Source organism: Candidatus Mycobacterium methanotrophicum (genome assembly GCF_023515995.1).
Classification (GTDB): domain Bacteria; phylum Actinomycetota; class Actinomycetes; order Mycobacteriales; family Mycobacteriaceae; genus Mycobacterium; species Mycobacterium methanotrophicum.
On the sequence record NZ_CP097321.1, the window covers coordinates 80849 to 105697 of the forward strand.

Genomic DNA, 24849 nt, shown 5'->3' on the forward strand with positions numbered 1-24849 from the left:
GCGGCGTGTTGGCGGTCCTCTTGAATGCGCTCGAACTGGGCTCAAGGATTGATCACATGAACTTGTGCGCTTGAGGGAAGTGAGTCGGAGATGTCGAGTGTTTCGGATCTGACCCGGTCGGTGGAGCAGTGGAGCGCGGACGTGTTGCTGTACGGCGCGGCGGGAATGGCTGTCGCCGCGGTGTGCGCCTGGGTGGCCGTTTGGATCACGACGGCCGCCTGTTGCGCGACACTGAAAATGACGACCAACGGACGCTCACGGTGAGGCTGCCCAAGGCCATTCCTCGTTGCCGATTATGGCCGCCGCTCGTCGGACGTCAAGGTCGGTTCTCCTCGCTACGCTGCGGGGACTCCACCTTGACGCCCTCCTCACCGCCGGCAGGGAGCGGCAAATAACGAGGAATGGAGATGATCGCCTTGAATGACCGTTCCATGTGCAATCGGATTGACGCCTAACACCGCCGTGCGTCGGCGGTTGCCGGCAAACGGAGGCGGGACTGAGTACGGGGCGTCGGCACAGCCGCGCACCAGGCACGTGTGGGCGTCGCCGGGATGGTGGTCGCCGGTGGCGGTGCGCTTGACTGTGCTCGCGGCGGCTGCCGCCATGATGGGGGGAATAGACAGCGTCATAGTGGCGGACCCGGATTTCGAACAAGTACGACGTATGCGCCTGCATGAACGGCGGCCTGGAATAGGTAGGTATCAGATCATGGGAAACGATGCGCCGGATGATGATTGGTTGGTGGACCGGCCGGCCGGGACGTTGGAAGATGCGATCGCTGCGCGTGACGCTGGCGTACTAGCGCAGTAGCCGGGTGGTCAGAAGCTCAGTGACGGAATGCTTTTGCGGAGGACTTTTAGCGCGCGGTCGATGGGGATGAACGCGCTGCGGCACGCTCCCGGTGTGCCGGGCTCGTTGTGTTTGAGGCTTCCGGTGATCTCGATGCCCAGGGCGCCGTGGTCGTTGTAGATGGCTCCGCCGCTGTCGCCTGGGTGTGAACAGTATGAGGCGTTGGTGGCCTTGGAGTTCCAGGGGTTCGAACTGTTCCGTCAATACTGAGTGATAGTGAGCGTACGGACGTTCTAGTGAGTATGCTGACGTCGTGAACTTGACCGAGTGGGCGCGTGGGCAGGGTGTTCATCCGCAGACGGCGTATCGCTGGTTTCGGGAGGGAACGCTGCCGGTGCCGGCGGTGCGGGTCAATGCCCGGACGGTGTTGGTGTCCCCGGAAGTGTCCTTAGGTTCGACGGTTGCCGCGTTCGGGTTGTACGCACGAGTCTCGTCTCATGATCAGAAGGCAGACCTGGATCGTCAGGTGGCGCGGCTGACCAGCTGGGCCGCCGGGGCGGGGGGTGCGGTGGTGCGGGTGGAGGCTGAGGTCGGGTCCGGGATGAACGGATCACGCGCCAAAGTACGGCGGCTGTTGGCCGACCCGAAGGTGACCGCAGTGGTGGTCGAGCACCGGGATCGGTTGGGGCGGATGAACACCGAGCTGGTGGAGGCGGCACTTTCCGCGCACGGCCGCCGGCTGGTAGTGCTCGACGACGGTGAGGTCGACGACGATCTGGTGCGCGACATGGTGGAGGTGCTCACAAGTTTCTGTGCGCGACTCTATGGTCGCCGCAGTGCTCGAAACCGTGCGTTGAAGGCGGTCGGCTGCGCGCAGCGTGATATCGGCCCGAAGGCGGTTGTCGGTGCCGCGAGCAAAGATAACGGCCGTGAGTAAACGTGCGTTGCGGCGGATCGGTGATCCAGTGGTGGCGGCCGGGCCCCGCGGTGTTCGCGTGCGCACCCGGCTGCATCTGACCGAGGAGGAAGCTGCAGCTCTTGGTGAGGTTGGCCGGTACCTGGATTCGGTATATCGGCGAGAGCTGACGCACCGGATCGCGCTGGGCCGCATGGACCGTAAGCAGCACAGCGTTTGGCGGGCCGAGCGTAAGCAGGCGGTGACGGCGGTGGCGTCGTCGCGGTGGGCCGGTGCGATCACCCGCGCGGTCGAAGACCAGTACCAGCTCGGGATGCGCGCCCTGGACGCCGAGGTCACCGATCCTCGGCGACCTCGCTCGCGAGCGGGGCTGGAGTTTCGAACCACCGGCGACCCGCACCGGCAAGCGAGTCCTGGTCATCGGCGCGGGGCCGAGCGGATGGGCTACCTCCTCGAAGGGGCCACCCCGCAGGAACGAACCGACTTCCTGGCCGCCATCCCCGCACCCGCCCGACTGGCCTACCGCCTCATCGGAGAACGCCAACACCGCCACGAGACCACCCGTCTGCGCGGTCCGCTACACCCCTGAACGGACCACGCTCCCGGATCAACGGCCGGTGAGAATCGGCCGGTCCTACCGGCTGCGCCGGCCGTCAACCAATGAGAAACGAGAGTAGAAGGAGAGAGTTGATGAGCTTTGACACCCCCCACGGGATCCGCGGTGCCCGCCAGCCCGGCGGGAAGCTGATGGCCTGGATGAACATCTGGAACATGAACCGGATCCGCGGCAACGCCACCAAGGTGATGGGCATGCAGGCGCTGGTTCTGACCACCGTCGGCGCCAAGAGCGGCACCGCACGCCACACCCCGGTCGCCTACTTCCCCGACGGCGCCGACAGCTGGCTGATCGTCGCGTCCGCGAACGGGGCAGCAAAGAACCCCGCCTGGTACTACAACCTCGCCGCGCACCCCGACACTGTGCAGATCCAGATCGCCGGGCGCACCATCGAGGTCAGCGCCGAGCAGCTGCACGGCACGGCCCGCCAGCACGCGTGGCGCCACATCACCAGCACCGCAGAGCGTTTCGCGAAATACGAGCAGAAAACCGACCGCGAACTGCCCGTCATCCGCCTGCGCACCCAACCCCACCCCAAGCCCTAGGTTCAGCTACTAACTGCACCACTGACTCGGGGGGGTTCACACGTCAACCCGTCCAACACGCTGAAGTCCCCAAGGAACGGCATGTCACACTCGTGCAAACCGAACTCATCCGCGCCCAGCGGGAACGCCAATGTGCGCGCCAGAGCGTAGCGATGCGGACGCACGCAGATCCCGCTGCCCCCTCGATAAATGAAAAACCGGCCGTAACCGTCCGTCCCAATCGCGCCGACGAAAAAGTCGCAGTCGTTAGGGCCGGGCCCCTTGACTACGTAGGAATCGAATCGCCGGCATTCCGCCTCGTGCACAACAGGATCAACCCACAGCAAAATCCCACGATCACCTCTCACACCGCTCACGCTAAACCTGCTCCCTGACAACGGCTTTTGCCCAGCCCGCCGCGTACCGACTGAGGGGGCGAGGGCGCGCCACCAGCCTTCCGCTAAGCGGACGAACGGAGGCAGGAGGCCAATTGACTTCTGGCCAAAGGTTGTAACGACGGGAAGGATGCCCTGGGTGATATTCGTCAGCGTGTACTTGACATCTGCTCACATCGAACCCGGCAGCGCCGAGGACACACGGGCGGACTCCGACCACGCAATACCGGAGTTCATCGCTACAGACCTGTTCACCCACTCCGAATTCGGCAAGGCCTCCGCCCGGCATGGACATCAGCATCAACGCCGGGCCGCAGCTGGTCGCCGACCGTCGATAGCGCGCCCGCTTCCGAGCCAACGGCGGGCGCGCCTAGTGCACCCGGCCGCGCGAATCGTGTGCGCCGCCAAGTTCTCTCACGGCATCTCCCGGCCATCGCCTCGGGCCGACTGGCGCACTCGCCACGACCCGCCAAGTCGACACGCGCCTCGCTACGCGCCGGCAACACTGGCCTGCGCGCCGGGGTCCGCGCGAGGGGGCGTCGCCTCAGCGTGTAGCCGGCGCGCTTCGCTCTGCGTGCTCGCCGCACTCGCGTCCGCGTCCGCGCCAACCTCGCACTCGTCCAGGTCTGCCCCGGCGGCGGGACGCTGAGCGCGAAGGTCTGTTGCCATGATGTATCAGCGAACGCGGCTACTCCAACGCGGCCTGGTGGCCGTTGCGCTGGCGCTGGGCGCCCTGGCGGCCTCGATCCCGGTGGCGCATGCCGACGATCCGCCCGGAGATCCGGTCCAGTGCAAAGACAGTCAGGGCACCTTCGCCAACTCGCATATCTGCCGCTATTCGGACGGCTCTGTCTGGAGCTGCGTCAACTCGTTCCTCCCAGTAGTCGGGCCGCCGTGCTCGCGAGTGAACGTAGCGCTACGCCCCGATTTTTGGACCACGCCATGACGATTCAATAACTGACATGATACGGCCCGCGCTCCGCGACGGCTGCACCTTGTCATACTCACTATTGCTGCCCTTATTCTTGTTGTCTACCAATTGCTTTCACCCAACTATAACCTCTTTTATGTTATGCTGCAACTGCTTTCGCGGTTGGCGCTACCGCTCACGCAGGTAATCCCGAATCACCTTGCCTACCACCGTCATACCGCAATACTGCACCGCTTTAACGAATTATGCTTGCCCGCCCTAGGATTCCACACGTAACCGATTCCGGCGCGCACGGCGCGCCTTTCCTCGAAGTAAGACCAGCCCCCGCCGCAACGGCCCAGTGGGCTACGCTCCGGCGCGGAGCCCCTGACCGTTGCGCGGCGCTTCGCTGAACGCATCCAGCTTCGAGGGATCGGTACGGAACTTGCCGCCATCAGCGAACACCGCCACAGCTGTCCGGTGCACGTTACGCAGCAACACCAGTGCCGCCTCATACCCCGCCCAATCAACGACCCGCCACCCGACAGCTCCAGGTCGGTCGGCGCTGTCAGCAGCTCGCAGCGGCATCAGGTAGTTGACGCCGAGCCAGCGCACGACCGCGGCACGGGCCATCGGTGAACGCGCCAACGCCGAACTCAAAGGGCGTTGGCGCTGCCTCCGCCGAATCCGACTGTGCCCGAACAGGATCGGCGCAGTTGTCGCCGCCGCCATCGTACTATCGACCCTTCAACGCGGAAACTACTGAGAAAACCTCACTGATCCCAGAATCCCGGCGCTAGTTGTGTGTAGAGGGTCTGGCATGGCGGGGCAAATATCGGTGGCGGATTCTTGCAGTAGGTAACGCTGTGGTCGGGCCATTCACATACGTGCTGTGAGAAGCCGAACGCGCCAACCATATCTTTGCAGCGCAGGGGAGTGGGATCCAGTTTGAACCCGCTCGCTCGTGCCGTAAATCCGCTCGGTTGCCCGTAGGACTGGCAATCACCATCCCAAGGGCTGTAGTTCGGCCCCAAGTGCCAGGGTTGTCGGTGTTTGTTCCTGGTCCCCAACCGAAACGGGATCCTGCACACCGCTCGTCGAACTGGTTCCGTGGCGAGTAGCAGCAGCCGGGCATTGACGGGTCGGCGTGTGCCACCGGTACGACTGGCGCCAAAATTCCAGCCGCCGCCGCCGCCGCCGCCAGCGAGCCAGCAGCTACCCGTCTAATCGTCACCTTGCTCATGGCCATCGGCTCCCTCGTTGTGTGGACGGGTGCAGCCGAGGTGCCGGTGTGTGGTGAGTGTGGGTCCGCCGCGCTGACTCCGACTCTACGCGCTGATCCTCGCTGTCGGCCGCCACGATGATGGGACCACTTTGACCAGGGTTTAGCCAGCTTCATGGGACCACCCCGTTTGCCAGTTATGGGACCACCGGCGTGTCGTGCCGGTGGCTGCTCGATTACTGGGTCGGATCGCTTCATGTCAATCGATGTGAAGGAGGTCCGCTGAATGTATCGGGCGCTGTCTCGGTAGTCGTGGAAGTTCTTGCTGTCTGCCATAGCCCTCACCGTATCGCCCACACGAGCTCCAGGGTGATACCGCGATGCGCCGGCGTGGCGGCCGTGACCCGTCACAGTGACGAAACGGCAGGAGCCGGCCCCGCCCGCGAGAACCGTATCTAGGGCACGGGCCCCCTCCAACTGGCGGCGTCGATCGTCGTCTCTGTCCATTCTTCTCATTGAGTCTGGGGCATTCTCATTCAAGCTGGGACGGCATATTCGGCAGGTGTTCGTTATCACTGGACCTGCGGCGATACCAGCGATCTGCACATCACGAATTTCCACCGCACGCCCAAGTCGTTGTTGGCTGGCGGCGATGGTCCCAGCGGCAATCGCGGCCGTCAGGTCGAAGGATTGCACACGACCATCAAGGTCCTCGACGAGGAGTTGAGAAAACATCTCGTCGAGCCGCTTGCGTCGCCGGCTTGGCGCCAAAAAATCGATGCCGGTGCGGATCTCGAATACTGTCACCGACGTCGTCCAGATTGATTCGGCGGGCTGAGGATCGAGCCATGCCACAACGGCCGGATCGGGTGCGAATATGACACGATTTTTACCTTTCTGGCTCTCCGATGCTAGGCCGGTGTCCGGCTCACACTAGGCCGCCGGCGGCGCTGCGCTTGGCCTACGGCGCGGAAACTTTTCTGATCCGCTCGCTGCGCTCCCGGGAAAACTTTCCGCCCGGAACCTAGCGCTCCCTCGGACACTACCGGCCTTACATCTCCCCTGCCAGAAAGGCGAAAAGAACGGGCGGCCCTCGGGACGACCCCTGCATTGGAGGTATCGACTGTGAACGATCCCATCACCCAGAGTGACGAAAACACCACTACCGCCGAGGATGCCGGAAACGGAACCCTTGAGCACATCAACCCCGCCGAGCTGGTGCTCGACACCAATGTGCGCGACGAGGCCGACATCGACGCGAACTTCGTCGCCAGCATCCAGGAGCATGGCGTGCTGGCGCCGATCGTGGCCACACGCAGCCAGGACGGCCAGGTGTTGGTCCGCGCAGGACAGCGCCGCACCTTAGCGGCACGCGAGGCCGGTCTGACCAGCGTGCCGGTCTATATCCGACTGGCCGGCGACAGCGACGACAAAGCGCAGTTGGTCGAGCGAGTCTCGGAGTAGATCGTGGAAAACGACAAGCGCCGCGACATCACCACTGTGCAGCGCGCCAAGGGCATCCAGCAGATGCTCGACGCCGGAGTGTCGGTGACCAAGGTCGCCAAGGCGCTCGCGATCCACAAGCACACAGTCAAAGCCGCCGCGGCGGCCGGCAAATCGCAGGCCGCGATGGAGGCACTGTCCGCTGACCAGCTCAGCTTGACCGAAGCCGCCGCCCTGGCCGAATTTGACGACATGCCCGGAGCGCTGGACCGGCTCGTCCGGGACGCCGGAACACAGCGGTTCGATCACACGGTCGCCCAGCTCCGCGAGCAGCAGGCCAGCGTGAAGGCCCAGCGGGAGGCCGAAAAGCCATGGCAGGACAAAGGGTTCACCATCCTCGACAGCTTCCCCCGGTCCTGGGACGTCGAGCACGTCGAGTTGAGCTACCTGCGCACCGCCGCCGGCGAGGAAGCCGACGAGACAGCGGTGACCAATCCCGCGCACTGGGCGGTCCTGCTCACCGAGGAGAGCGGGTGGGTCGATGCGGGAACCGGCGATCCGGTCGAAGAGGACGCGGTGGACTGGGACACCGAGGACGACCCCGAGGCCGTCCCAGCCGAGGGGCTGCGCCACGCCAACACCGTCACCGAGGCCACGATGTTCGTGCCGGAGTACTTCTGCCTCGACTACGCCGCCGCCGGGCTGACCCTGTGCGAGCGATTCCAGCGTTTCGCGGGCCTCAGTCACGCAACAAGCGACGGGTCCACGGAGACCGCGGATGTCGACACCGAGGACGAGGACGCCAAAGCAGCCCGCGAGGCAGCGGCGGCCCAGGCCAAACTGGACGCCGAACGCCGGGAACGCCGCAAGGTGATCGCGCTGAACAAGCTCGGTGAAGCCGCGCTGCAGGTCCGCCGTGACTTTGTGACCAAGCTGCTCACGCGCAAGACCCCACCCAAAGGGGCGGCGATGTTCGTGGCCGACTGCCTGGCCCGCGACACCGGCCTGCTCAGTGACAACCAGGCCCAAGACACCACCGCCGCACTTCTAGGCCTGGACAACGGCCAAGCCGTGGCCAAGCTGGTGGCCGACCTTGCGGCCAACGGTGACGGTCGCGCACAGGTCATCACCTTGGCCCTGGTGCTCGGTGCGCTGGAAGCGAGGACACCCAAGGACGCCTGGCGCGGCAGCGGCAACTACTGGGGCCGTCACGTCGGCGGCGCCGACTACCTGCGCTGGCTGGCCGACAACGACTACCAGCTCGCCGCCATCGAAGAGGTCGTGACCAAAGCCAACTCCGCTGACGAGGTCTACGACGACTACCTCGCCGAGGCCGCACAACAATAGGAGGCGCCACTGCTGGGTGGGATCACATCGGTCCCACCCAGCAGCATGCCTACTCCAATTTCACAGAAAGCCGCGCAACAAATCCCGCGAATCCCCCGTTCTCAAAGACGCAAAGGAGACGCCGAAAGCAACGCGGATGATTCCACATAAAACCGCCAGCAGCCATTTGCAAACGGCATTACAGCGCAGCACATAAATGACATAGATACACGCTGGCTCCTGGGCTCCTGAGCAATCAGGCCCTCGATACAATCCTGCCAGGGCTCACTACCAGGCACCGCAACACGTTACATAGAAGTCATTCTCGCGAGCGCCGCCCCCGCCTCAGGCCAGGGGAAATTCAGAAAAAAATATGTCCTGGGGCGTGGCGCAGCGTAAATAGCCAAAGTAGAATTTAGATAAAGCAACGCACCGAGCAGTATTACCTTTAGGAGATGACGTGAACACCGTAACCGTATACACGAAACCGGGATGCGTTCAGTGAGGTTTTCTCACTTGGGGCTTGTGAGTTTGTTGTGACTGGAGTTTCAGGCGTGTCGTAGTGGCTGGGCGTGGGGTCCTTGCTCAAGGATTCGGTTTCGACGAGGAAACCCGCTCCGCTGCAAAGGACCCCACGTGTTCACCTACTCTGCCATCTGCGACGTGCCGGAGGAAACCCTGCTGCATGTGACCGCGCTGCTGCACGTTCACCGGCGCGAGATCAGAACGCGGGCCGGGCGGCGGTCGGGTACGGTGCGCACGCAGGCCAAGCTGGTGCTGCGGTGGTTCCGCGACGACGCCCCGATCCGGTTGTTGGCGATGGAGGCTGGGCTGCCGATCTCCACCAGCTACCGCTATCTGCACGAGGCGATCGACGTGATCGCCGAACAAGCTCCTGACCTGCACGAAGTGCTCGACCGGGCCAAGGCCGAACAGTGGTCGCACGTGACGCTGGACGGGACGCTGATCGCCATCGACCGGGTGGACGAGCGCAACGAGGCCGGCCATCACCGGTGGTATTCGGGCAAGCACAAAACCCAGGGCGGCAATGTGCAGATACTGGCCGACCCGGGCGGGTTCCCGGTGTGGTCGAGCGAGGTCGAGCCGGGCAGCGTGCACGACATCACCGCCGCCCGCGCGCACTGCCTGGGCGCGCTGTACAAGTCCGCGGCCGACGGGGTGCCGACGCTGGCCGACAAGGGCTACGAAGGAGCGGGGATCGGGGTGCACACTCCGGTCAAGGGCCGCGGCCTGGCCGTGGAGAATCAGAGCTACAACATGCTGCTCACCGCGGCGCGTGCCATCGGTGAACGCGCCAACGCCGAACTCAAACAGCGTTGGCGCTGCCTCCGTCGAATCCGCCTGTGTCCAAACAGGATTGGCGCAGTTGTTGCCGCCGCGATCGTACTATCGACTCTCCAACGCGGAAATTACTGAGAAAACGTCAGTGCACGGCCACTTTCAAGGCGCTCGACAAAAACGGCGTGAATTACGAGAAAGTGGACGTCACGCAGAATGCCGAGGCCCACGACTACGTGATGAGCCTGGGCTACCTCTTCTCCTTCGGGTTCGCGACTGTCTCAATGGCAGACCAGAGAATCGTGGGCGCTCCGGATGCCGCGCGGTGTGCGTGCGGCGTTCGATCGCCGCCCCCAGTCGTCGAGGTGATCCAGTAGCCCGCTAAATGTCGGTGGGGCATGGTTCAGTTCGATATGTAGTTTTCTGTCCGCTGCCGTTTCCCCGAGGAGGGCGATTGTTCCTGTCATTCGTGGATTCGTCGTTGGTGCGCACGCACTTTGATGCTCTGGCTGTGGACTCAGCCGCAGTCATTGGGTTACTGGAGACCAGGGCGATCCCGGCGGGCACCCCGGTGTTCTTGGACGACGTGACGATGCTGCCGATTGAGCCGCTGTGTTCGTGGTGCCGGCATCTTGCCTATGACGACAAGGACGCCAAGACCATGCGCGAGTACGCCTATATCCTGCGGCGGTTCGTGCACTTCCTTCAGTCACGTGGACGAGACGTGCTCGACGCGACCGAATCGGACCTCACGGCGTACCGGGTGATGCGAACTGACCTGCAGGACAAGCCGGTTGGCGATGCTGCCTGGGCCAAGGAAGCCCAGCTGATCAACCAGCTCTACCGATGGTTGGTCGAATACGGGCACCTACGACTCCGTCCGCTGCGGATGACCCGTAAGGGACGCAACCCGCTGACGTCCCGGGTGCGGCGGGGCATGGACATTCGGCACATGACCTTGGCCCAATACCGCTACTTCCGCGACGTCGGGCTGGGTGGGCAACTACCGAACTCCCAGGTCAGCAATATGTTCCGAGGTCGAGCGCCGATCCGTAATCGTGCCGCCGCCGACCTGGCGTTGTCGACAGGGATGCGCCCGGAAGAGTGGTCCACGGTGCTCTTGCCCGAACTCGGGGTAGGGCGGCGCCGGCCTGGCGAGTCCGTCGAGTTCGCCGTGCAGGCATGCGCGAAATACGGCAAGTACCGCGAGGTCTACGTGCCTGCGGCGGCTGTGGACGCCGTGGAAAACTTCCTACTGATCGAGCGCCCGGAACCGGTCGCAGCATCGGAGAGGTCCTTGGCGCGCAGACGCCAGGAATTGTTTGTCGTCGACCACATCGATCACGAGACCGGGAAGCTCAGCGGTGTCCTAGGCGGGCGCCGCCGTACGTTCACCATGTCCGCGATGGGACCTGACCTGCGTCGGATCACGATGCAGGAGAACGATAATGGCCTCGAACCGCTGGCCGTGTTTATCGGTCACGGGGGTCAGATGCTCGGCCCGTCGTCCTGGTACCGCATCCGCTGTGATGCCTGGAAGCGGATGCAGGCGCACGCCAATCAACCCGAGGTGCCGCTGCTCCCCCGTCGGCGCTGGAGGTGGCAGGACACTCGGCATACCTTTGCGTTGCAACTGCTGTCTTACCTCGAACAGCAGATGGACGGTGACGAGCCGGACGCGGTGGCGCGGCGCCGCCGCCACCTGGCCTACCTTGGCGGACACATCAAGCACAACCCGCTGCTGATTGTCAGCCGCAGACTCGGACACTCCAGCCCGGCCACCACCTACGCGTATCTGGAATACACCGACGACCCGATGAACGCGGTCGACGCGGCGTTCCGCGCGTGGACCGTGCAAGACGGCGATACCTACGCGGATGTCGCCAGCCGCATGCTCGCCGGTAGTGGTGAGCCCTGATGCCGCGCCGCGGAGATCAACAGCAGAATTTTCCATCCGTCCCGGAGCAGCTGACTCGGGCCGCCCGCATCGGCGTTCGTCGAGTGCGGGCAGCGGACCGGACCGGCACCCTGCGGGATATTGCGTTCGACCCCAGCGAGTTCCGGTGCGCTCGGTTGGCCGGTGAGCTGGCCGACGAATGGGTCGACTACGCCGAGGCCAGCGGCATCTCACGCGACTCGGTCTCCCACGGCCGGCGAGCAATCCAGAATTTCTGCACAAAAACCGACCTCCTGCTCGGCAGGAACGCTCACCGGGCAAGTTTGGCGAGAGAGCATCCCGACATCGCGGCCGTTGTGGCTGAATGGGAGCGAACCCTTCCGACTGGCTTCCGGGCCGGCTCGCCGACCCCTGCCGCATACGCGGGCACTGTGCGGGCGCTGATCGCCCGGCGCGCACAACACGATCAGCGACCCGTCACTGCGGCTCTGTGTCGCCTGGTCGATGGTGCCAAAGGAGTGCCCTCAGGCAGCAGCCAGGAACTCGACGAGTTCACCCGCGCCGACAAACGCGCGCTTATCCGCGCGGCATGGGCGTGGGCGCATCAGCTGGATTCCCGGCTCACGAACGGGTGGACGTCCGCCGGCCGGGGACGCGACCCCGCCAAGTACGGCTGGCTCGACATCAGCAACCTACTGTGGGGTCTGGCCACGCAACAAGTCTCCCCAGTCGACATCTGCACCCACCTCCCCCCGGTTCAGCGGTGGCCATCGGAGTTGCGGGCCTGCATCGACCAAGGTGATCGGCCCATCTATCCACGACTGGCGAAAATAATCCTTGTGAGGTGGCTCGTGGGCCAACTCTACCCCCGCCACCTCGACCTCCATGCCTACCGAGTGCTGCTCGTGGCGGCCACCGGGTACACGCCCGAGGAAGTCACCGCGTTGACCGACACTGACGTCGAGTTCCTTCCGAAAGGCGTTCGGTTGAGTTTGACAAAGCAACGGGCACAACGAGTGCGGCACCGCACATTCGGTACAGAACCCTCGCGGGACAACGATGTTGAGGCGGTCGACTTCGCCGACCGGCCGCACCGGGAAGTCGGTGCGATCATCAAACACCTCACCCACGTCACCGCGCAGGCTCGGCTGCGGGCACCCGATGCTGCCGGTCGATCGTTTGTGGCTGCGTCGGTTACGCAAGCATACGAGTTGCGCATAGCGCCCTGGGCGGCCAACAAAGAGCGGTCGGGCTTCGTTGATTGGCTGGCCGCAGCGCGCGTAGCGGTCGACGGGGCACCTGACATTCGCCGGCTGCGTAAATCGACAAAGGTGGAGAAGGCCATCGCCTTCGGCGGACGCATCGCCGACGCGGCCAACGACCACCATGAGGAAGTGTTCCGGGGGCACTATGCCCAGGGCTCTACCTTGCGCATGATGTCAGGCCAGGTGATCACGACGGCTCAGGACCACTGGTTCAACATGGCGTTGGAGGGACCGACGGTGCTCACCAGATCCACCGAAGTGCTCGATGCCCCGGAGCAGGCGGCGGCACTGGGCCTCACCCGACAACAAGCCGAGGACATCCGCCGCGGAGCACTCGATATGGGACTGACCCAGTGCTCGGATCCCCACAACTCGCCCTACGGCCGGTCGGGAGAGTTGTGCCCGGTGGCGCCGTTGCGGTGTCTGGAATGCCGCAACGCGTGGGTCCTGCCCAGCGATCTACCGCAGCTGTTGTTGTTCGCCGACCACCTCGACCGGCTGCGGCTGCGGCTGTCCCCGCAGCACTTCGCGCAGCTGTGGGGACAAAGCCACGTCAACCTGCAAGCGGTGCTAGCGGAGCGCACCGATGAAGAGAAAGCGTTGGCCCGCAAGCACATCGAGGCCGGTCAGGTCGGTCTGCATCTGCCACTCGCCGCGAACGTGGAGTTTGACCGTTGAGCCTCGTGCAATTGAACGACCTGCCGGAACCTGGTGTCCGCGACGCCGAAAGCGTTCACCGACCACCGGCACGCGATCTGGTGGCTGGGCGGTGCCACCGTGGCGATCATCGCTGCCGCGCTGCTGCTGCGCCACCGCAAGATCACGCTGGTCTTCGTTCTGTTGGCCGTGGTGGCGATGGTGTTGACCTTCCACGGCTCAGTCACCTTCGGCCCGTCGGCGGTGCACCTCCCGCACCTGCGCTGGACCGCATTCACCGCCGCGGCAGTCGCCCTGGTGTTGCCGCAGTTGCCGTTGTCGTTCGCCAACTCGTGTTTGGCCACCGCGGACGCGGCCCGCACCTACTTCGGCGATGCCGCCTGGCGGGTGCGTCCAGGGCGCCTGGCAATCACCTTTGGTCTGGCCAACCTGTTCGCCGGCGGGATCAGCGGGATGCCGGTGTGTCACGGCGCCGGGGGGATGACAGCGCATCGCAGCTTCGGTGCCCGCAGCGGCGGCGCACCAATCATGTTGGGCGGCGTGCTGATCGCGGTTGCGCTCGCGATGGGAGCGACTCTGACCGCTGCGCTATCCGGGTTCCCGGTGCCGATCCTGGCGGGTCTGCTGACGGTCGCCGGCCTGCTGCATATCGCACTGCTCAAAGACCTGCGGCACCCCGCGCACTGGGCGCTGGCGCTGGCGGTCGGGATCACCGGGTTTCTCAGCAACCTCGCCATCGCCCTCCTCGGGGCACTTCTGATTTGGTGGGTAGCCCGCTCGATTCAGGCATTCCAGGCCCGCCGCAAAGCCGATGGCTCCCGCCCACACGCGCAACCACCGAGGTGCGGAACCGGCTCACCGTAATTGACCAGCGAAGGCTGGCCCTTACAGTTCGGCGCCGATCAGATTTTTCGTGTAAACATGTTTCGCCATGCAGCGGATAGGTTTTCAAACCAGGTCTTCGTGTTCGGCCAGCAGGATCGGCTGATCGGTCAGCGCGGCGCGCAGCGCCCGCGTCAGCGCGAATGGTCTTTGCCAGCGATTTGGTCCAGCGCGTGATCCAGCACGTCGGCGAGCACCCCAAGGCCGTCGCGAACCCCGCCCGGCGATCCCGGCAGGTTGACCACCAGGGTCCGGCCGGCTACCCCGCATACGCCACGCGAAAGCACGGAGGTCGGTACCTTCGGCAGACCGGAGCGCCGGATGGCGTCGGCCAGGCCGGGAACCTCGTAGTCGAGCACCGCCTTGGTCTGGGCGGGGGTGGCGTCGCTGGGCGAGATGCCGGTGCCCCCGGAGGTGATCACCAGGTCGACACCCTCGGCGAGGACGTCGCGTAGCGACTGGCCCACCGGGTCGCCGTCACCGACAAGCACTGTTTGCACCGACGAGAACTCGCGCTGTGCAAGCCATTCGGCGATCAGTGGTCCGCAGCGGTCGTCGTAGACCCGGGCCGAGGCGCGGCTGGAGGCGATGATGACGCGCGCGGATCGGCCGGCCATCACCGCACCCAGGTTCCGTGGCGGCCGCCATCCTTGCGCAGTACCCGAATGTCATCGATCCGAGCAGCCGGGTCCACCGCTTTGATCATGTCGTAAAGCGTCAGGGCCGCCACGCTCACCGCAGTCAGCGCTTCCATCTCCACCCCGGTGCGGTCGGTGCTGTGCACCGTCGCGGTGATATCGACATCCGTCTCACCGACGGTGAAAGCGACGTCGACACCGGTCAGCGCCAACTGATGACACAGCGGAATCAGGTCGCTGGTGCGCTTAGCGGCCAGAATGCCCGCAACCCGCGCAGTGGCCAGCGCATCGCCTTTGGCCAGCCCGCCTGCCGAGATCAGCTCCACCACCTGCCCGGAAGTTCGCAGCGAACCTGCGGCGACCGCGGTGCGGTCGGACGCTGCCTTCCCGGTGACGTCAACCATATGCGCCGCGCCTTCCTCGTCGATGTGCGAGAGCGGACCCCCACCCGACGATGGTGTCGCCGCGGCCGCCGGCGCGACCGGGCGTTGCGGGCCCGACCTCAGATCGCCCTCGGGGCGGGAGCGTCGTGCCACGCGGTCATCTTACGGAGCGCTAGCAGAGGTCCCAGATTTGCAGCTGGGATCCGGCCGCAATCTCCGCGACGTCCGCAGGGATGTCCAGCAGACAGTTCGCCGAGGCCAGCCACCGCAGATGGTGTGACCCCGGCGGGCCGCAGCTCACCACGGTGCCGGTGGAGGCGTCGTAAATCCCGCGCCGAAACTGGCGCTTACCCGGCGATGAGGTCAACGTCGCGGTCAGCACGGCGGATCGGCGCGGCCGTTGCGGAGCCGGCAGCCCCATAGCTGAGCGCAGCACCGGACGGATGAACACCTCGAAGCACACCAGCGCGCTGACCGGGTTACCGGGCAGGGTGACGATGGGCGTGCCCGCCACCCGGCCAGCGCCCTGCGGCATGCCCGGCTGCATCGCCACCTTGACGAACTCCACCCCCTGATCACCGGCTCTGCCGAACGCATCCTTGACCACCTCGTAGGCGCCCGCGCTGATGCCGCCGCTGGTGATGATCAGATCCGACTCGGCGGCGTATCGATCCAGCACCGCGGTGAACTGGGCGACGTCATCACTAACTGTCGCGGTGGCGACGACCTCTGCGCACGTCTCGCGGACGGCGGCGGCGAGCATGATCGAGTTGGACTCGTAAATCTGCCCTGGCCGCAGCGGCGCGCCCGGCGACACGAGCTCCGATCCGGTGGAAATCACCAGGACCCGCTGAGGCGGGATCACTGTCAGCTCGTGCAGTCCCAGTGCTGCGGCCAGGCCAATCACCGCTGGGGTGACCACCTGCCCGGCCTGCAACACCGTGGCGCCTGCGGCGACGTCCTCACCGGCGCGGCGGATGTGGCGTCCCTCGGCGCTGGGTACGTCGATCCTCACGACATCGGTCCGCCCATCGGTGCCCTCGACGGGCACTACCGCCGTCGCCCCGGCCGGGATCGGCGCGCCGGTCATGATGCGATGCGCGGTACCCGGCTCGAGCCTAGGGATGTCGCTCCGACCGGCCGGAATATCCTCGGCCACAGTCAGTTTCACCGGGTGATCGGTGGTCGCTGAGGCCACCTCGTCGGCACGCACCGCGTAACCGTCCATTGCCGAATTGTCGAAAACCGGCAATGCCACCGTCGCGGTCACGTCCTGCGACAGCACCCGGCCCTCGGCGTCGGGCAGTTCGCCGGTGACGGCGGGCCGGGCAGCGATCAGCCCAGCGACAACGCGTTGATGCTCCTCGACCGACCGCATAGCGTCAGACCGGAAACCTCCCTGGAACCCCCAGACGAATATAGTTGGTATTCGTGGAACGTCCGTCCTTGAACCGACGATGACGCTGGTAGCGCGGGCCGCGCTGACGGATAAACCGATTCTGCTTGCCGAGCACCAGGAACTGGTGGGCCATCAGACAGCCGGAGCCGTCGTGGGGTTCGTCGGCATGATTCGTGACCACGACAACGGGCGCCACGTGGTGCAGCTGGAATACTCCGCGCACCCGTCGGCCGCCGAGATAATCGCCGAAGTGGTGGCCGAGGTCGCCGGGCAGTCCCCTGGGACGCGGGCTATCGCGGCCAGCCACCGGATCGGCGTCCTGCAGATCGGCGAAGCCGCGTTAGTCGTCGCGGTCGCCGCCGACCATCGCCGAGGAGCATTTCTCACCTGCGCACAGCTGGTCGACGCCATCAAGGCGCGGTTACCAGTGTGGAGGCGCCAAGTCTTCGCCGACGGAACCGACGAATGGGTGGGCTCGACTTAGCGCCCGTTATCCTCCGGCGAACGGCGGCAGGACGTCGATCGTGTTGCCCGCCTGCAGCGGCTGGGCTTGGTTGCGAACGGCCAAACCGTCGCAGAGGAACGAGCATCGGACCAGCACGCGGGCAAGCTCCCGGCTGCGGCCGCCCAGCGTGTCTACGAGCTCGCCGACCGTGGCGCCGGAACGCACAGCCAGCTGCTCGGAATCGGATCCCGCGGCAGCACGCGCCGCCGCGAAATACCGCACGGTGATCGTTTCAACCGTCACCTCAGCCGCCGATCGCGCTCATCGGCCGCGCCGGCTGGACGAAGTCCGGGTCGTTGATGCCATGACCCGCAGGCTTCCCAAACATCGCGGTCCGCCACGCCGTCTCGATCGCGGTGTCGTCGGCTCCCTCGCGCAGCAGTCGCCGCAGGTCGGTCTCCTCGACGGCGAACAGGCAACTACGAAGCTGCCCGTCGGCGGTCAACCGGACGCGGTTGCACGTCGAGCAGAAGGGATGCGAGACCGAGGCGATGATCCCGACCTTCCCGGCGCGCCCAGTCGCGGGATCGGTGATCCTCCACAACTCGGCCGCCGCCGAACCGCGCGGCGCCTGATCGGGTTCCAGCGTGAACGAATGACGCCGCAACTGGGCTAGCACTTGGTTCGCGGTCACGGCGGCCTCGCGGCGCCATTGGTGTCCGGCATCCAGCGGCATCTGCTCGATGAACCGCAACTGGTAGTCGTGGCCGAGACAGAACCGCACCAGTGACACCGCGTCGTCGAGGCCGGTCAGCGGGTCCAGCACGGCATTCACCTTCACCGGCCGCAGGCCCGCTGCGTGTGCGGCGGCCAGGCCGGCCAGCACATCGGCCAGCCGGTCACGGCGGGTGATCGCCGCGAAGCGCAGGTCATCCACGCTGTCCAACGACACGTTCACCCGGTCCAAGCCGGCGCGCGCCAACGCCTCAGCACGGTCGGCCAACAAAACCCCGTTAGTGGTCAGCGCCAGGTGCGGACGCGGCCGGAGCGCGGCTGTCGCGGCGACAATGTGGTCAAGGTGCCTGGTCAGCAACGGTTCTCCCCCGGTGAACCGCACCTTGGTGATGCCCAGCCTGGCCACGGCTATTCGCAGCAGCCGAATGAATTCGTCGGGTTGCAGCAGCTCCTCGGCGGCCGACCACGGCAGACCCTCGGCGGGCATGCAGTAGGTGCATCGCAGATTGCAGCGGTCGGTCAACGACACCCGCAAGTCCGTCGCGACCCGCCCGAAGCTGTCCACCAAAGGGCCGGTGGACGGGGGCTGTGTCGCCTGGCTGACAAGGCGGCGCGGCACTCGCGGAAGGCCGAGCGTCGTGATCGTCATGGCACCATCCGAATCTGGTCGCGAGCAACCTTTTCATTATCCATTGGCATCCATCGGCGCGGCGAAACCGGCATGGCGTACGCCTTCCTGCAGGTCATGGCGTCAACTAGCATTTATCCGTGCCAACGATGCGGATCCGTCAGGCCGCTGAACTGCTGGGAGTCAGCGACGACACCGTCCGGCGATGGATCGACAACGGCGCTTTGATTGCCAGCCAAGACGACTCCGGTCGCAAGGTGATCGCCGGGGATGTCTTGGCCGAGTTCTGGCGCAACAACGCCCGACCGCTACCGCCGAACCCGCTCGGCATCGGCAGCTCGGCCCGCAATCGCTTTATCGGCTTGGTCACCAACGTGATCAGCGACAAGGTGATGACACAAGTCGAGATGCAGTGTGGCCCGCACACGGTCGTCTCCCTGATGAGCACCGAGGCCGCACACGAGTTGAAACTCGAGCCCGGAAGTCTCGCAGTGGCGGTCGTCAAGGCCACCACCGTGATCGTCGAAACACCCAAAGCGCCTGACGGTCTGGCCGCGGAATGAATCGTGGTTTGCCGATAGGCGCCGGTGGGTACGCGCCGCCCGTGGGTGCGGTCATCGAAAGATGGAAGCGCAGCCGAACGTATGAATGGCTTCGCCTCAAGGGCTACGTCGCCTTCAATTTGCCCCGTATTGTGACCGCGCTGGGGGCGGGGTTGCTGATGGGCATTGTCGTGGCCCACGTTTACGTGTTGACCAGCCAGACGGCATTACCGGTGTGACCTTCCGGGATCGTGGTGTTTCTGATCGTGACGTCGCGGGTGACGATGCGAGTTTTGAGCTGTACCGGCGAGGTAAGTCGCAGGAACTCGTCGATGGAATCTGTGATAAACCCTGGGTTTTCGACTAACAAGTAGCGTTGGTCCGGTCGCTGGTGCAGCAGTTGCACGGCGCCCCCGAGCATGCCAGTGGTGGTGTCGATGCCGCTGGCGACCATCGCGAACACAAAGGCGAGCATCGAGAGCATGCCGGCGAGATCGCCGTCGCCGCCAATCCCCGCCATGACCAACTGCGAGATGGTGTCGTCTCCAGGCACGCGGCGGCGCAGCTTGATCAGCTCGGCGAAGTACGCCATCATCAACGTGAACGCCTGACCGGCGGTCTTCGACAAGCTGCCGACACCGCCTTCCGCGATGTTGGCGGCGACGATTTCCTCCGTCCAGCCGTAGAAATGCATCCGGTCCTCTTCCGGGACGCCCAGGTAATGCGCGATGACCATCGAAGGCACCGGCCAGAACAGCTGGGCGGCAATGTCTCCGCCACCATCGGCGCGCAGCCGCTCGATGCGCTCCACGACAAACTCACGGACCGCGGGCTCAAAGTGCTCCACATGCCGCGGTGTGAAACCACGCGCGATCAGTTTCCGAAATTCGGCGTGCTCCGGGGAGTCTTGCATCACCGTCGCAGGACTATCCTGCGGCTCAAGACCTTTCAGGTCACCGTACTTAACGGCAGCGGCCAGGTCCGATGAGAACGTCTCGTGATCGCTGGCGGCCGACCAGATATCGGCATGCCGGGACAGCACGTAGTAATCAGTTGAGCCCCCTCCGGGTCCGTCCTCGGCAACCACATGGTGCACTGGGTCGTGGTCACGCAGCGCGCAGTACATCGGCCACGGGTTCGGCCACGTTTTAGCCGATGCGGGTCGAAACTGCTCGGGCACCTGGTGAGACATCAATGTGTCAAATCCCCCAGTCCCTGTTGATCGCGCGTGGACCGTACCCAGTCGATCCGGTCCTGCGACCGCGAACGCATGGGTGCGCTACGGCCGGCCTCAGCACCGGAACCCGAGCAGCCATTGAAAGACAGCACCGTGGCGACAATCGCCACGAGCAATGCCGGATGTCGGCCGCGATGCATCACTTCGCTGCCGTTCTGTCAGCGTTCGGTGAGGGAACGCAGTCGGGGTTGAGTTGAGGCATGACCTCGGTCGCGAATAATTTGAGCGATTCGTCCAGCAATTCGGCGGGTAGGTAACCGAAGAACGACGAAAGCAGGTTGAACCGCCGCAGCCCGTATCGGTCGCGAAGTTCCGCGATCCGCGCGACGACGGTATCCGGTCCGCCGACGATGGCGGTCTCGTGATAGAACCGCTCCGGATCCAAGGCATGTTCGGTAGTGATGAGATCGCCTCTGCGCCACAGACCGATCTTTTGCAGCCGCTTCGCCTGCGCAACCACGGTGGGCCAGGCATCTTTTCGAGCCTGCCGGTCGGATTCGCCGACATAGCAGAATCGTCCGACCGGCACCGTGGTGAGGTCACCGCCGTGCTCAGCGTAGGTGGTCAAACACCGGTTTAAGGATGCCGGTGCTTGGATGCCGTGCGCGATGATCGGATAGCCGCGACCGGCGGCCCAGGCGAGTGTGTGCTCACTGTAGGCGCCGACGTAGATCGTGGGGTGCGGCTGCTGGACGGGCATCGGCGAAAGCGTGTAGGAGGTGCCGTCGACAACGATCGGCGCTCCGGACCAGTAGTCGAGAATCTGGTCGAGGCACTGCTGCAGTCCCGGATCGCGGCGTTCGTCATAACCGAACGCAATCCGGTAGCGGTCGCTATTGGCGCGCGACACACCGAAATTCACCCGCCCCCCTGACAACACGTCGAGCGTCGCGATTTCTTCGGCCAGCCGCAGCGGGTGGTGCAACGGCGCCAGCAGCACCGAAAAGCCCACCCGCAGTTCAGTTGTGGCAGCCGCGACCGCGGCAGCCAACACGATGGGCGACAGCAGCTGTCGCCCGTTGTTCGGCTGGGCGAAGTGCTCCTCGTTGAACCAAAGACAATCGAACCCGAGTTGCTCAGCGCGACGCGCCTGCAGGACAACCTCGCCGACGCCGTGCGCCTCCAGCCCGCCAAGGATTCCCGAGAGCCCGAAGCGCATCTGCTCACTCATCGCGCTACACCGCCTCCTCGACGCCCTTCATGGCTCCTGGCCCAAACGACTGACACGGCGCCGAATGGGGCTTTTAGGACGGCCTCTGCACCAGAAGTGGCGGGTAACGGTCTAGCCGCCCCATTTGGCGCCTTCGGCTTGGTCGCGGGCCAGCATCGAGGTGGTGTTGTTCTCATGGGTGCCCGCCATCGCGCGGTAGGACAGCACCAACTGCTCCATCGCCTGGTTCCACTGCGCCTGCCACGCCTGGTAGCTCATCCCGGTGTCACCCTGCCAGCCGGCCTGCAACGCGGCCTGCTCGCTGGAAATATCCGCACCCAGACTCTGCAACGTTCCGGCATAGCCGGCCATGTCGGCGGCGTGCGCCATCATCGCCGGGTAGTTGTACATGATCTGTGACATCACAAATCCCTTTCCCTCAGACTCGGTTGGCTCAGAAGCCGGGGTAGCTGCTCGCCGCAGCGCTGTCAGCGGCCACATAGGTACCCGCGGCATCGCCAAGGTTGGCCTGCGCGGTATCCAGCAGCGAGTTCACCTTGGCCGCCGCCGCCACAAACCGGGCATGCGCCGCCTGAAACGCCGCCGCACCATCACCGGCGAAAAACGCCTGCGACGACAACGCTTCCTGCTCGGCCTGACCGATCGTCGAGCGCATCAGCCCCGCCTTGGCACCAAACGCCGACTCCGAGGCCACCAACTGCGGAATATGAGCATCCAACAAACTCATGGGTCTACCTTTCTGATCGAATCTGGTTGCTGTGCATGCTGTTTCAGCGTCCGTCGCCTCCTTCCGGCGGACCGGCGGGCGATTGGGGATCGCCGCCCCAGGTACTAGGCATCATCGGCATCGTGGGGCCGCCGCCGAAAGTGTCGCCGGGGAGCGTGGTCAGGCCGGCAGCTGGTCCGGCGGTGTCTACCGGCGCGGCCCCGGCGAATCCGAGGGGCCCCGCGTCCCGATCTGAGGCCACCGCCGAGGCGGTCGGCTCGTGGCGGTTCGAGGTGCCGTCGGGCTCTGGCTCCAGGTCCATATATTCATACCCGCGACCGAGCATTGTGGCCTTCCGCCGGCGACGACGCGCTGGCGACGGTTCCCGCGTTGCTGCCGCGGCAGTAAGCGCCGGCGCCTTGGCGCCGCTGCGGTAGAGCGGCTCATCACGTTTGGCTCGGACGCTGGCCCTTGCGGCGGCGGGAAGGCCCCCGACCAGGTAGGGATAGCCCGCTGGACCCGTCGGCAGCGGCGGTGGTGGGGCGCGCCGGGTGACGGAAATGGTGGTGAAACAGGCGCGGCGACCGGCGCGGGCGCAGTGGGCGCTGCAGGGAGCGGGGCCGCGCTCGGGACTACGGAACTGGCGACGGCTGGCACGGGGGTGGCCGCTACCGGACTCGGTACATCAAGGACAGGCAGCGCCGCGGCCTGTTGAGCCAGACCGGCCAGCCCCGCGAAGCCGCTCGTCCCCGCCAAACCAGGGGCGAGCGCCGGAAGTAAGGGCACCAGGTACACCGGATTCTGGAGCGCGACGTTACCAAGCGCGACGACATTGCCGATTGTCATAATGACTTGCTTGAACAAGGCGGCTACCGTCTCAAGCGAAAATATCTGAGCGGGAGTGCCTTCAAGCACAGCGTGTACGTCCGCTGGGAGAAGATAGACAGCATTAAAATAAAGGAAAAATACATCCTGCCCGAGGGGGGCGTTCGCTATTGCACCGGAACCGGAGAAGGTTTCGGCCCAATATGCCTCGATTTGCGCTAGCGGGCTTCCGGCTACCACTGGATAGCCGTCGGCATATTGCGCCAGTATGCTCTCCATGACTTGCAGTGGTGGTGGGTTATACCCCAGGGCCTCAACAATTTTGGCTACCACCGGGTAGGTGTATTGGAGCGTCGAGTCCCAGATCGACAGGCCTGTTGAGCTCGATGCCGCGTTGGATTTGACGATCTGGGGCGCAGGCGCCGTCTGCGGCGCTGCGGTCACCGCCGCGGCCGACACCGCCTGATAGGTGCTCATCGTGGTCGCGGCCTGAGTCCACATTCGCGCATAGTCGGCTTCGTTCAGGGCGATCGGAATCGTGTTGATGCCAAAGAAATTCGTTGCCATCATCACGCCGTGAATGACGTGGTTGGTGGCCAGCTCAGGCAGGGTCGGCATGGCGGCTAGAGCCGAGGTATAGGCCGTCGCCGCGACCTGCTCCTGGGCGGCCATCTCGGCGCTGTTCGCGGCGGCTTGTAGCAGCCACGCCACGTACGGTGCATTTGCCGCAACATACGATTCCGCGCTGGGACCCTCCCAGGCCCCGGCCTGCACCCCCGCCACCAGCGCGTTGAGTTCCTCGGCCACCTCGGTGTACTCGGTGCTCAATGAGGTCCACGCCCCAGCAGATGCCAGTAACGGGCCGGGTCCGGGACCGCTGGACAACGTCGCCGAGTGCACTTCAGGCGGAAACGCCATCCAGATCGGCGCGGTCATCCTCAGCCCCAAGCGCAGTAAGACGACGCCGCAGCAGCGTCGCCGACGGCATAACTGGCCCCGGATTCGCCAACCGCAATCCCAGAGCGGCCCAACTCCTCGACACCCTGGGCCGCGACAGCGGCATGCTCGCCGCCGGCAGCGCTGAAACCTGTTGCCGTCTGCAGCGACACCGGATCAACCGCCGGCGGTACCACGGCCATGATCAGTGGCGCCGCCGCGGCATGGGCGGCGGCTAAGCGTGCGGTCAACGCTTCTACCGCCGCATCGGCTGCCGTCAAACCTTCAGGAAGAACTCGCAATGTCATTTCGGCCTCCCGCGCGAACGTCACCAGTAGCGACACCACACATGCAGATCCGCCCGCGAACCCACACAGGTAGCCGAGCTGCGTCATCAACTCGGAATGCCGACGATACCAAGCAGACCGCGTGTCAGCAGTCTAGGCCGCGTGGAACCGCAGACACGGAGATATTTACATATATTGACCGTGTTTGCCGATCAGAATCGCCTGTACGCCCGCAACTGCAGATAATGCGGCGTTCGCCCACGTCTATCGTCCGGTGCGGCGCCTACGCTTTGAGGATGGGCACGAAGACCCCGAAGAATGTCGACTTCAAACGCTTGGCCGACGCATTGGACGGCTACCGGTTTGCTTACCTCGTCACGGTCGATGACGAATATCGGGTGCACACCGTGACCGTCGAACCCGAACTGCGCGAGGGCACCATGGACGTCGGGCTGATCGGCGGCCGAACCCGCAACAACCTCGAAAGCCGCAGCGCCGTCACACTGTTGTGGCCACCGAGCGAGCCGGGCGGCTATTCGCTCATCGTGGATGGCCGTGCCGAAGCAACCGATTCCGATGGCGAGACCGCTGCGCTTGTGGTGGTGCCCACCCGCGCGCTGTTGCACCGCAATGCAGATCCGGACACTCCCGGGTCCGCGAAAGGCTGCCTGCACGATTGTGTGGTTTTCTCCGAGCCATAGAAACCCTGAGACGAGCTAACCGGGCTCGTTTGTGATTCTGGCCACCGCATCTGCGGTGACCAGCAACGACTTGTG

The 24849-nt window shown here is 65.0% G+C and carries 26 protein-coding genes and 3 pseudogenes; 16 read left to right on the top strand and 13 right to left on the bottom strand.

The genetic code is table 11. The features are described from left to right. Nucleotides 1-90: 90 nt before the first annotated feature. From M5I08_RS25075 to M5I08_RS25095, 5 genes are all read left to right on the top strand, one after another. Complete coding sequence (locus M5I08_RS25075) at nucleotides 91-264, top strand: hypothetical protein (protein ID WP_219070884.1); 174 nt, start codon at nucleotides 91-93, stop codon at nucleotides 262-264. Between the two features lie 838 nt (nucleotides 265-1102). Continuing rightward, nucleotides 1103-1726, top strand: a complete 624-nt coding sequence (locus M5I08_RS25080) for an IS607 family transposase (protein WP_219070934.1) — start codon at nucleotides 1103-1105, stop codon at nucleotides 1724-1726. Continuing rightward, nucleotides 1719-2294, top strand: coding sequence for a hypothetical protein (locus M5I08_RS25085; RefSeq protein WP_249763546.1), 576 nt, complete (start codon nucleotides 1719-1721; stop codon nucleotides 2292-2294). The genes M5I08_RS25080 and M5I08_RS25085 overlap by 8 nt, the downstream gene beginning before the upstream one ends. Nucleotides 2295-2395: 101 nt before the next feature. After that, nucleotides 2396-2866, top strand: a complete 471-nt coding sequence (locus M5I08_RS25090) for a nitroreductase/quinone reductase family protein (protein WP_249763498.1) — start codon at nucleotides 2396-2398, stop codon at nucleotides 2864-2866. Nucleotides 2867-3907: 1041 nt separating this feature from the next. Then, nucleotides 3908-4186: a hypothetical protein gene (locus M5I08_RS25095; protein ID WP_219070616.1), complete on the top strand. Its 279-nt coding sequence runs from the start codon at nucleotides 3908-3910 to the stop codon at nucleotides 4184-4186. A 330-nt stretch (nucleotides 4187-4516) separates the two neighbouring features. Here M5I08_RS25095 and M5I08_RS25100 read toward each other — a convergent pair whose 3' ends face one another. Further along, the gene (locus M5I08_RS25100) at nucleotides 4517-4810 is read right to left on the bottom strand and encodes a hypothetical protein (protein ID WP_249763547.1); all 294 of its coding nucleotides are present in this window, start codon (nucleotides 4808-4810) and stop codon (nucleotides 4517-4519) included. Between M5I08_RS25100 and M5I08_RS25105 the strand changes: the two are divergent. From M5I08_RS25105 to M5I08_RS25140, 8 genes and pseudogenes are all read left to right on the top strand, one after another. After that, nucleotides 4776-4916, top strand: a pseudogene (locus M5I08_RS25105) (transposase family protein); the annotation flags it as partial. The gene M5I08_RS25100 and the pseudogene M5I08_RS25105 overlap by 35 nt on opposite strands. A gap of 1581 nt (nucleotides 4917-6497) precedes the next feature. Further along, the gene (locus M5I08_RS25110) at nucleotides 6498-6836 is read left to right on the top strand and encodes a ParB/RepB/Spo0J family partition protein (protein ID WP_249763499.1); all 339 of its coding nucleotides are present in this window, start codon (nucleotides 6498-6500) and stop codon (nucleotides 6834-6836) included. A gap of 3 nt (nucleotides 6837-6839) precedes the next feature. Further along, the gene (locus M5I08_RS25115) at nucleotides 6840-8162 is read left to right on the top strand and encodes a nuclease (RefSeq protein ID WP_249763500.1); all 1323 of its coding nucleotides are present in this window, start codon (nucleotides 6840-6842) and stop codon (nucleotides 8160-8162) included. A gap of 615 nt (nucleotides 8163-8777) precedes the next feature. Then, nucleotides 8778-9578, top strand: coding sequence for a transposase family protein (locus M5I08_RS25120; RefSeq protein WP_249762910.1), 801 nt, complete (start codon nucleotides 8778-8780; stop codon nucleotides 9576-9578). Beyond that, nucleotides 9551-9697 (top strand): annotated as a pseudogene (locus M5I08_RS26425) (glutaredoxin domain-containing protein); the annotation flags it as partial. The gene M5I08_RS25120 and the pseudogene M5I08_RS26425, both read left to right, overlap by 28 nt. Before the next feature lie 197 nt (nucleotides 9698-9894). Beyond that, nucleotides 9895-11358 (top strand): tyrosine-type recombinase/integrase, encoded by a 1464-nt coding sequence (locus M5I08_RS25130; protein ID WP_249763501.1) that lies wholly within the window; start codon nucleotides 9895-9897, stop codon nucleotides 11356-11358. Further along, the gene (locus M5I08_RS25135; protein WP_219069624.1) at nucleotides 11358-13280 is read left to right on the top strand and encodes a hypothetical protein; all 1923 of its coding nucleotides are present in this window, start codon (nucleotides 11358-11360) and stop codon (nucleotides 13278-13280) included. The genes M5I08_RS25130 and M5I08_RS25135 overlap by 1 nt, the downstream gene beginning before the upstream one ends. A gap of 33 nt (nucleotides 13281-13313) precedes the next feature. Then, entirely contained in the window at nucleotides 13314-14123 is an 810-nt protein-coding gene (locus M5I08_RS25140) for a putative sulfate/molybdate transporter (protein WP_219069622.1), read from the top strand. A 152-nt stretch (nucleotides 14124-14275) separates the two neighbouring features. Here the strand turns inward: M5I08_RS25140 and M5I08_RS25145 are convergent, their stop codons facing one another. From M5I08_RS25145 to moeA, 3 genes are all read right to left on the bottom strand, one after another. Beyond that, nucleotides 14276-14758: a MogA/MoaB family molybdenum cofactor biosynthesis protein gene (locus M5I08_RS25145; RefSeq protein WP_219069620.1), complete on the bottom strand. Its 483-nt coding sequence runs from the start codon at nucleotides 14756-14758 to the stop codon at nucleotides 14276-14278. Beyond that, nucleotides 14758-15207, bottom strand: coding sequence for a cyclic pyranopterin monophosphate synthase MoaC (gene moaC, locus M5I08_RS25150; protein ID WP_255564760.1), 450 nt, complete (start codon nucleotides 15205-15207; stop codon nucleotides 14758-14760). Before moaC ends, M5I08_RS25145 begins: the two co-directional genes overlap by 1 nt. A 127-nt stretch (nucleotides 15208-15334) precedes the next feature. Further along, nucleotides 15335-16540 (bottom strand): molybdopterin molybdotransferase MoeA, encoded by a 1206-nt coding sequence (gene moeA, locus M5I08_RS25155; RefSeq protein WP_219069618.1) that lies wholly within the window; start codon nucleotides 16538-16540, stop codon nucleotides 15335-15337. Nucleotides 16541-16619: 79 nt separating this feature from the next. Between moeA and M5I08_RS25160 the strand changes: the two genes are divergently transcribed. Then, entirely contained in the window at nucleotides 16620-17045 is a 426-nt protein-coding gene (locus tag M5I08_RS25160) for a molybdenum cofactor biosynthesis protein MoaE (protein WP_219069616.1), read from the top strand. Nucleotides 17046-17051: 6 nt separating this feature from the next. Here the strand turns inward: M5I08_RS25160 and M5I08_RS25165 are convergent, their stop codons facing one another. Continuing rightward, on the bottom strand, nucleotides 17052-17309 hold the full coding sequence (locus M5I08_RS25165) for a MoaD/ThiS family protein (protein WP_219069614.1): 258 nt from the start codon (nucleotides 17307-17309) through the stop codon (nucleotides 17052-17054). Between the two features lies 1 nt (nucleotide 17310). Then, nucleotides 17311-18390: a GTP 3',8-cyclase MoaA gene (gene moaA / locus M5I08_RS25170; protein ID WP_219069612.1), complete on the bottom strand. Its 1080-nt coding sequence runs from the start codon at nucleotides 18388-18390 to the stop codon at nucleotides 17311-17313. Between the two features lie 119 nt (nucleotides 18391-18509). On the opposite strand from moaA, the gene M5I08_RS25175 reads away from it, so the two are divergent. Further along, a complete protein-coding gene (locus tag M5I08_RS25175; RefSeq protein WP_219069610.1) occupies nucleotides 18510-18932 on the top strand; it encodes a TOBE domain-containing protein in 423 nt (140 codons plus the stop codon). A gap of 217 nt (nucleotides 18933-19149) precedes the next feature. Here the strand turns inward: M5I08_RS25175 and M5I08_RS25180 are convergent. The 7 genes and pseudogenes from M5I08_RS25180 to M5I08_RS25210 form a co-directional block, all read right to left on the bottom strand. After that, nucleotides 19150-20103: pseudogene (locus M5I08_RS25180) on the bottom strand (cytochrome P450 family protein); the annotation flags it as partial. A gap of 184 nt (nucleotides 20104-20287) precedes the next feature. Next, nucleotides 20288-21319 (bottom strand): LLM class flavin-dependent oxidoreductase, encoded by a 1032-nt coding sequence (locus M5I08_RS25185; protein ID WP_219069604.1) that lies wholly within the window; start codon nucleotides 21317-21319, stop codon nucleotides 20288-20290. Between the two features lie 111 nt (nucleotides 21320-21430). After that, entirely contained in the window at nucleotides 21431-21721 is a 291-nt protein-coding gene (locus M5I08_RS25190) for a WXG100 family type VII secretion target (RefSeq protein ID WP_163778650.1), read from the bottom strand. A gap of 31 nt (nucleotides 21722-21752) precedes the next feature. Next, complete coding sequence (locus M5I08_RS25195; RefSeq protein WP_219069602.1) at nucleotides 21753-22046, bottom strand: WXG100 family type VII secretion target; 294 nt, start codon at nucleotides 22044-22046, stop codon at nucleotides 21753-21755. Between the two features lie 43 nt (nucleotides 22047-22089). Beyond that, nucleotides 22090-22347, bottom strand: a complete 258-nt coding sequence (locus M5I08_RS27190; RefSeq protein WP_249763502.1) for a PPW family C-terminal domain-containing PPE protein — start codon at nucleotides 22345-22347, stop codon at nucleotides 22090-22092. Next, nucleotides 22233-23786, bottom strand: a complete 1554-nt coding sequence (locus M5I08_RS26430) for a PPE family protein (protein WP_370328678.1) — start codon at nucleotides 23784-23786, stop codon at nucleotides 22233-22235. The genes M5I08_RS27190 and M5I08_RS26430 overlap by 115 nt, the downstream gene beginning before the upstream one ends. A gap of 2 nt (nucleotides 23787-23788) precedes the next feature. After that, nucleotides 23789-24094: a PE family protein gene (locus M5I08_RS25210; RefSeq protein ID WP_219069628.1), complete on the bottom strand. Its 306-nt coding sequence runs from the start codon at nucleotides 24092-24094 to the stop codon at nucleotides 23789-23791. A 275-nt stretch (nucleotides 24095-24369) separates the two neighbouring features. Between M5I08_RS25210 and M5I08_RS25215 the strand changes: the two genes are divergently transcribed. Continuing rightward, the gene (locus M5I08_RS25215; protein WP_219069600.1) at nucleotides 24370-24774 is read left to right on the top strand and encodes a pyridoxamine 5'-phosphate oxidase family protein; all 405 of its coding nucleotides are present in this window, start codon (nucleotides 24370-24372) and stop codon (nucleotides 24772-24774) included. Nucleotides 24775-24849 lie beyond the last annotated feature (75 nt).

Coding starts and splice junctions, on each gene's coding strand:
- M5I08_RS25075 (WP_219070884.1), top strand. CDS start 91: ATGTCGAGTGTTTCGGATCTGACCCGGTCGGTGGAGCAGTGGAGCGCG.
- M5I08_RS25090 (WP_249763498.1), top strand. CDS start 2,396: ATGAGCTTTGACACCCCCCACGGGATCCGCGGTGCCCGCCAGCCCGGC.
- M5I08_RS25095 (WP_219070616.1), top strand. CDS start 3,908: ATGATGTATCAGCGAACGCGGCTACTCCAACGCGGCCTGGTGGCCGTT.
- M5I08_RS25135 (WP_219069624.1), top strand. CDS start 11,358: ATGCCGCGCCGCGGAGATCAACAGCAGAATTTTCCATCCGTCCCGGAG.
- M5I08_RS25145 (WP_219069620.1), bottom strand. CDS start 14,758: ATGGCCGGCCGATCCGCGCGCGTCATCATCGCCTCCAGCCGCGCCTCG.
- moeA (WP_219069618.1), bottom strand. CDS start 16,540: ATGCGGTCGGTCGAGGAGCATCAACGCGTTGTCGCTGGGCTGATCGCT.
- M5I08_RS25160 (WP_219069616.1), top strand. CDS start 16,620: ATGACGCTGGTAGCGCGGGCCGCGCTGACGGATAAACCGATTCTGCTT.
- moaA (WP_219069612.1), bottom strand. CDS start 18,390: ATGACGATCACGACGCTCGGCCTTCCGCGAGTGCCGCGCCGCCTTGTC.
- M5I08_RS25185 (WP_219069604.1), bottom strand. CDS start 21,319: ATGAGTGAGCAGATGCGCTTCGGGCTCTCGGGAATCCTTGGCGGGCTG.
- M5I08_RS25190 (WP_163778650.1), bottom strand. CDS start 21,721: ATGTCACAGATCATGTACAACTACCCGGCGATGATGGCGCACGCCGCC.
- M5I08_RS25195 (WP_219069602.1), bottom strand. CDS start 22,046: ATGAGTTTGTTGGATGCTCATATTCCGCAGTTGGTGGCCTCGGAGTCG.
- M5I08_RS27190 (WP_249763502.1), bottom strand. CDS start 22,347: ATGGACCTGGAGCCAGAGCCCGACGGCACCTCGAACCGCCACGAGCCG.
- M5I08_RS26430 (WP_370328678.1), bottom strand. CDS start 23,786: ATGACCGCGCCGATCTGGATGGCGTTTCCGCCTGAAGTGCACTCGGCG.
- M5I08_RS25210 (WP_219069628.1), bottom strand. CDS start 24,094: ATGACATTGCGAGTTCTTCCTGAAGGTTTGACGGCAGCCGATGCGGCG.
- M5I08_RS25215 (WP_219069600.1), top strand. CDS start 24,370: ATGGGCACGAAGACCCCGAAGAATGTCGACTTCAAACGCTTGGCCGAC.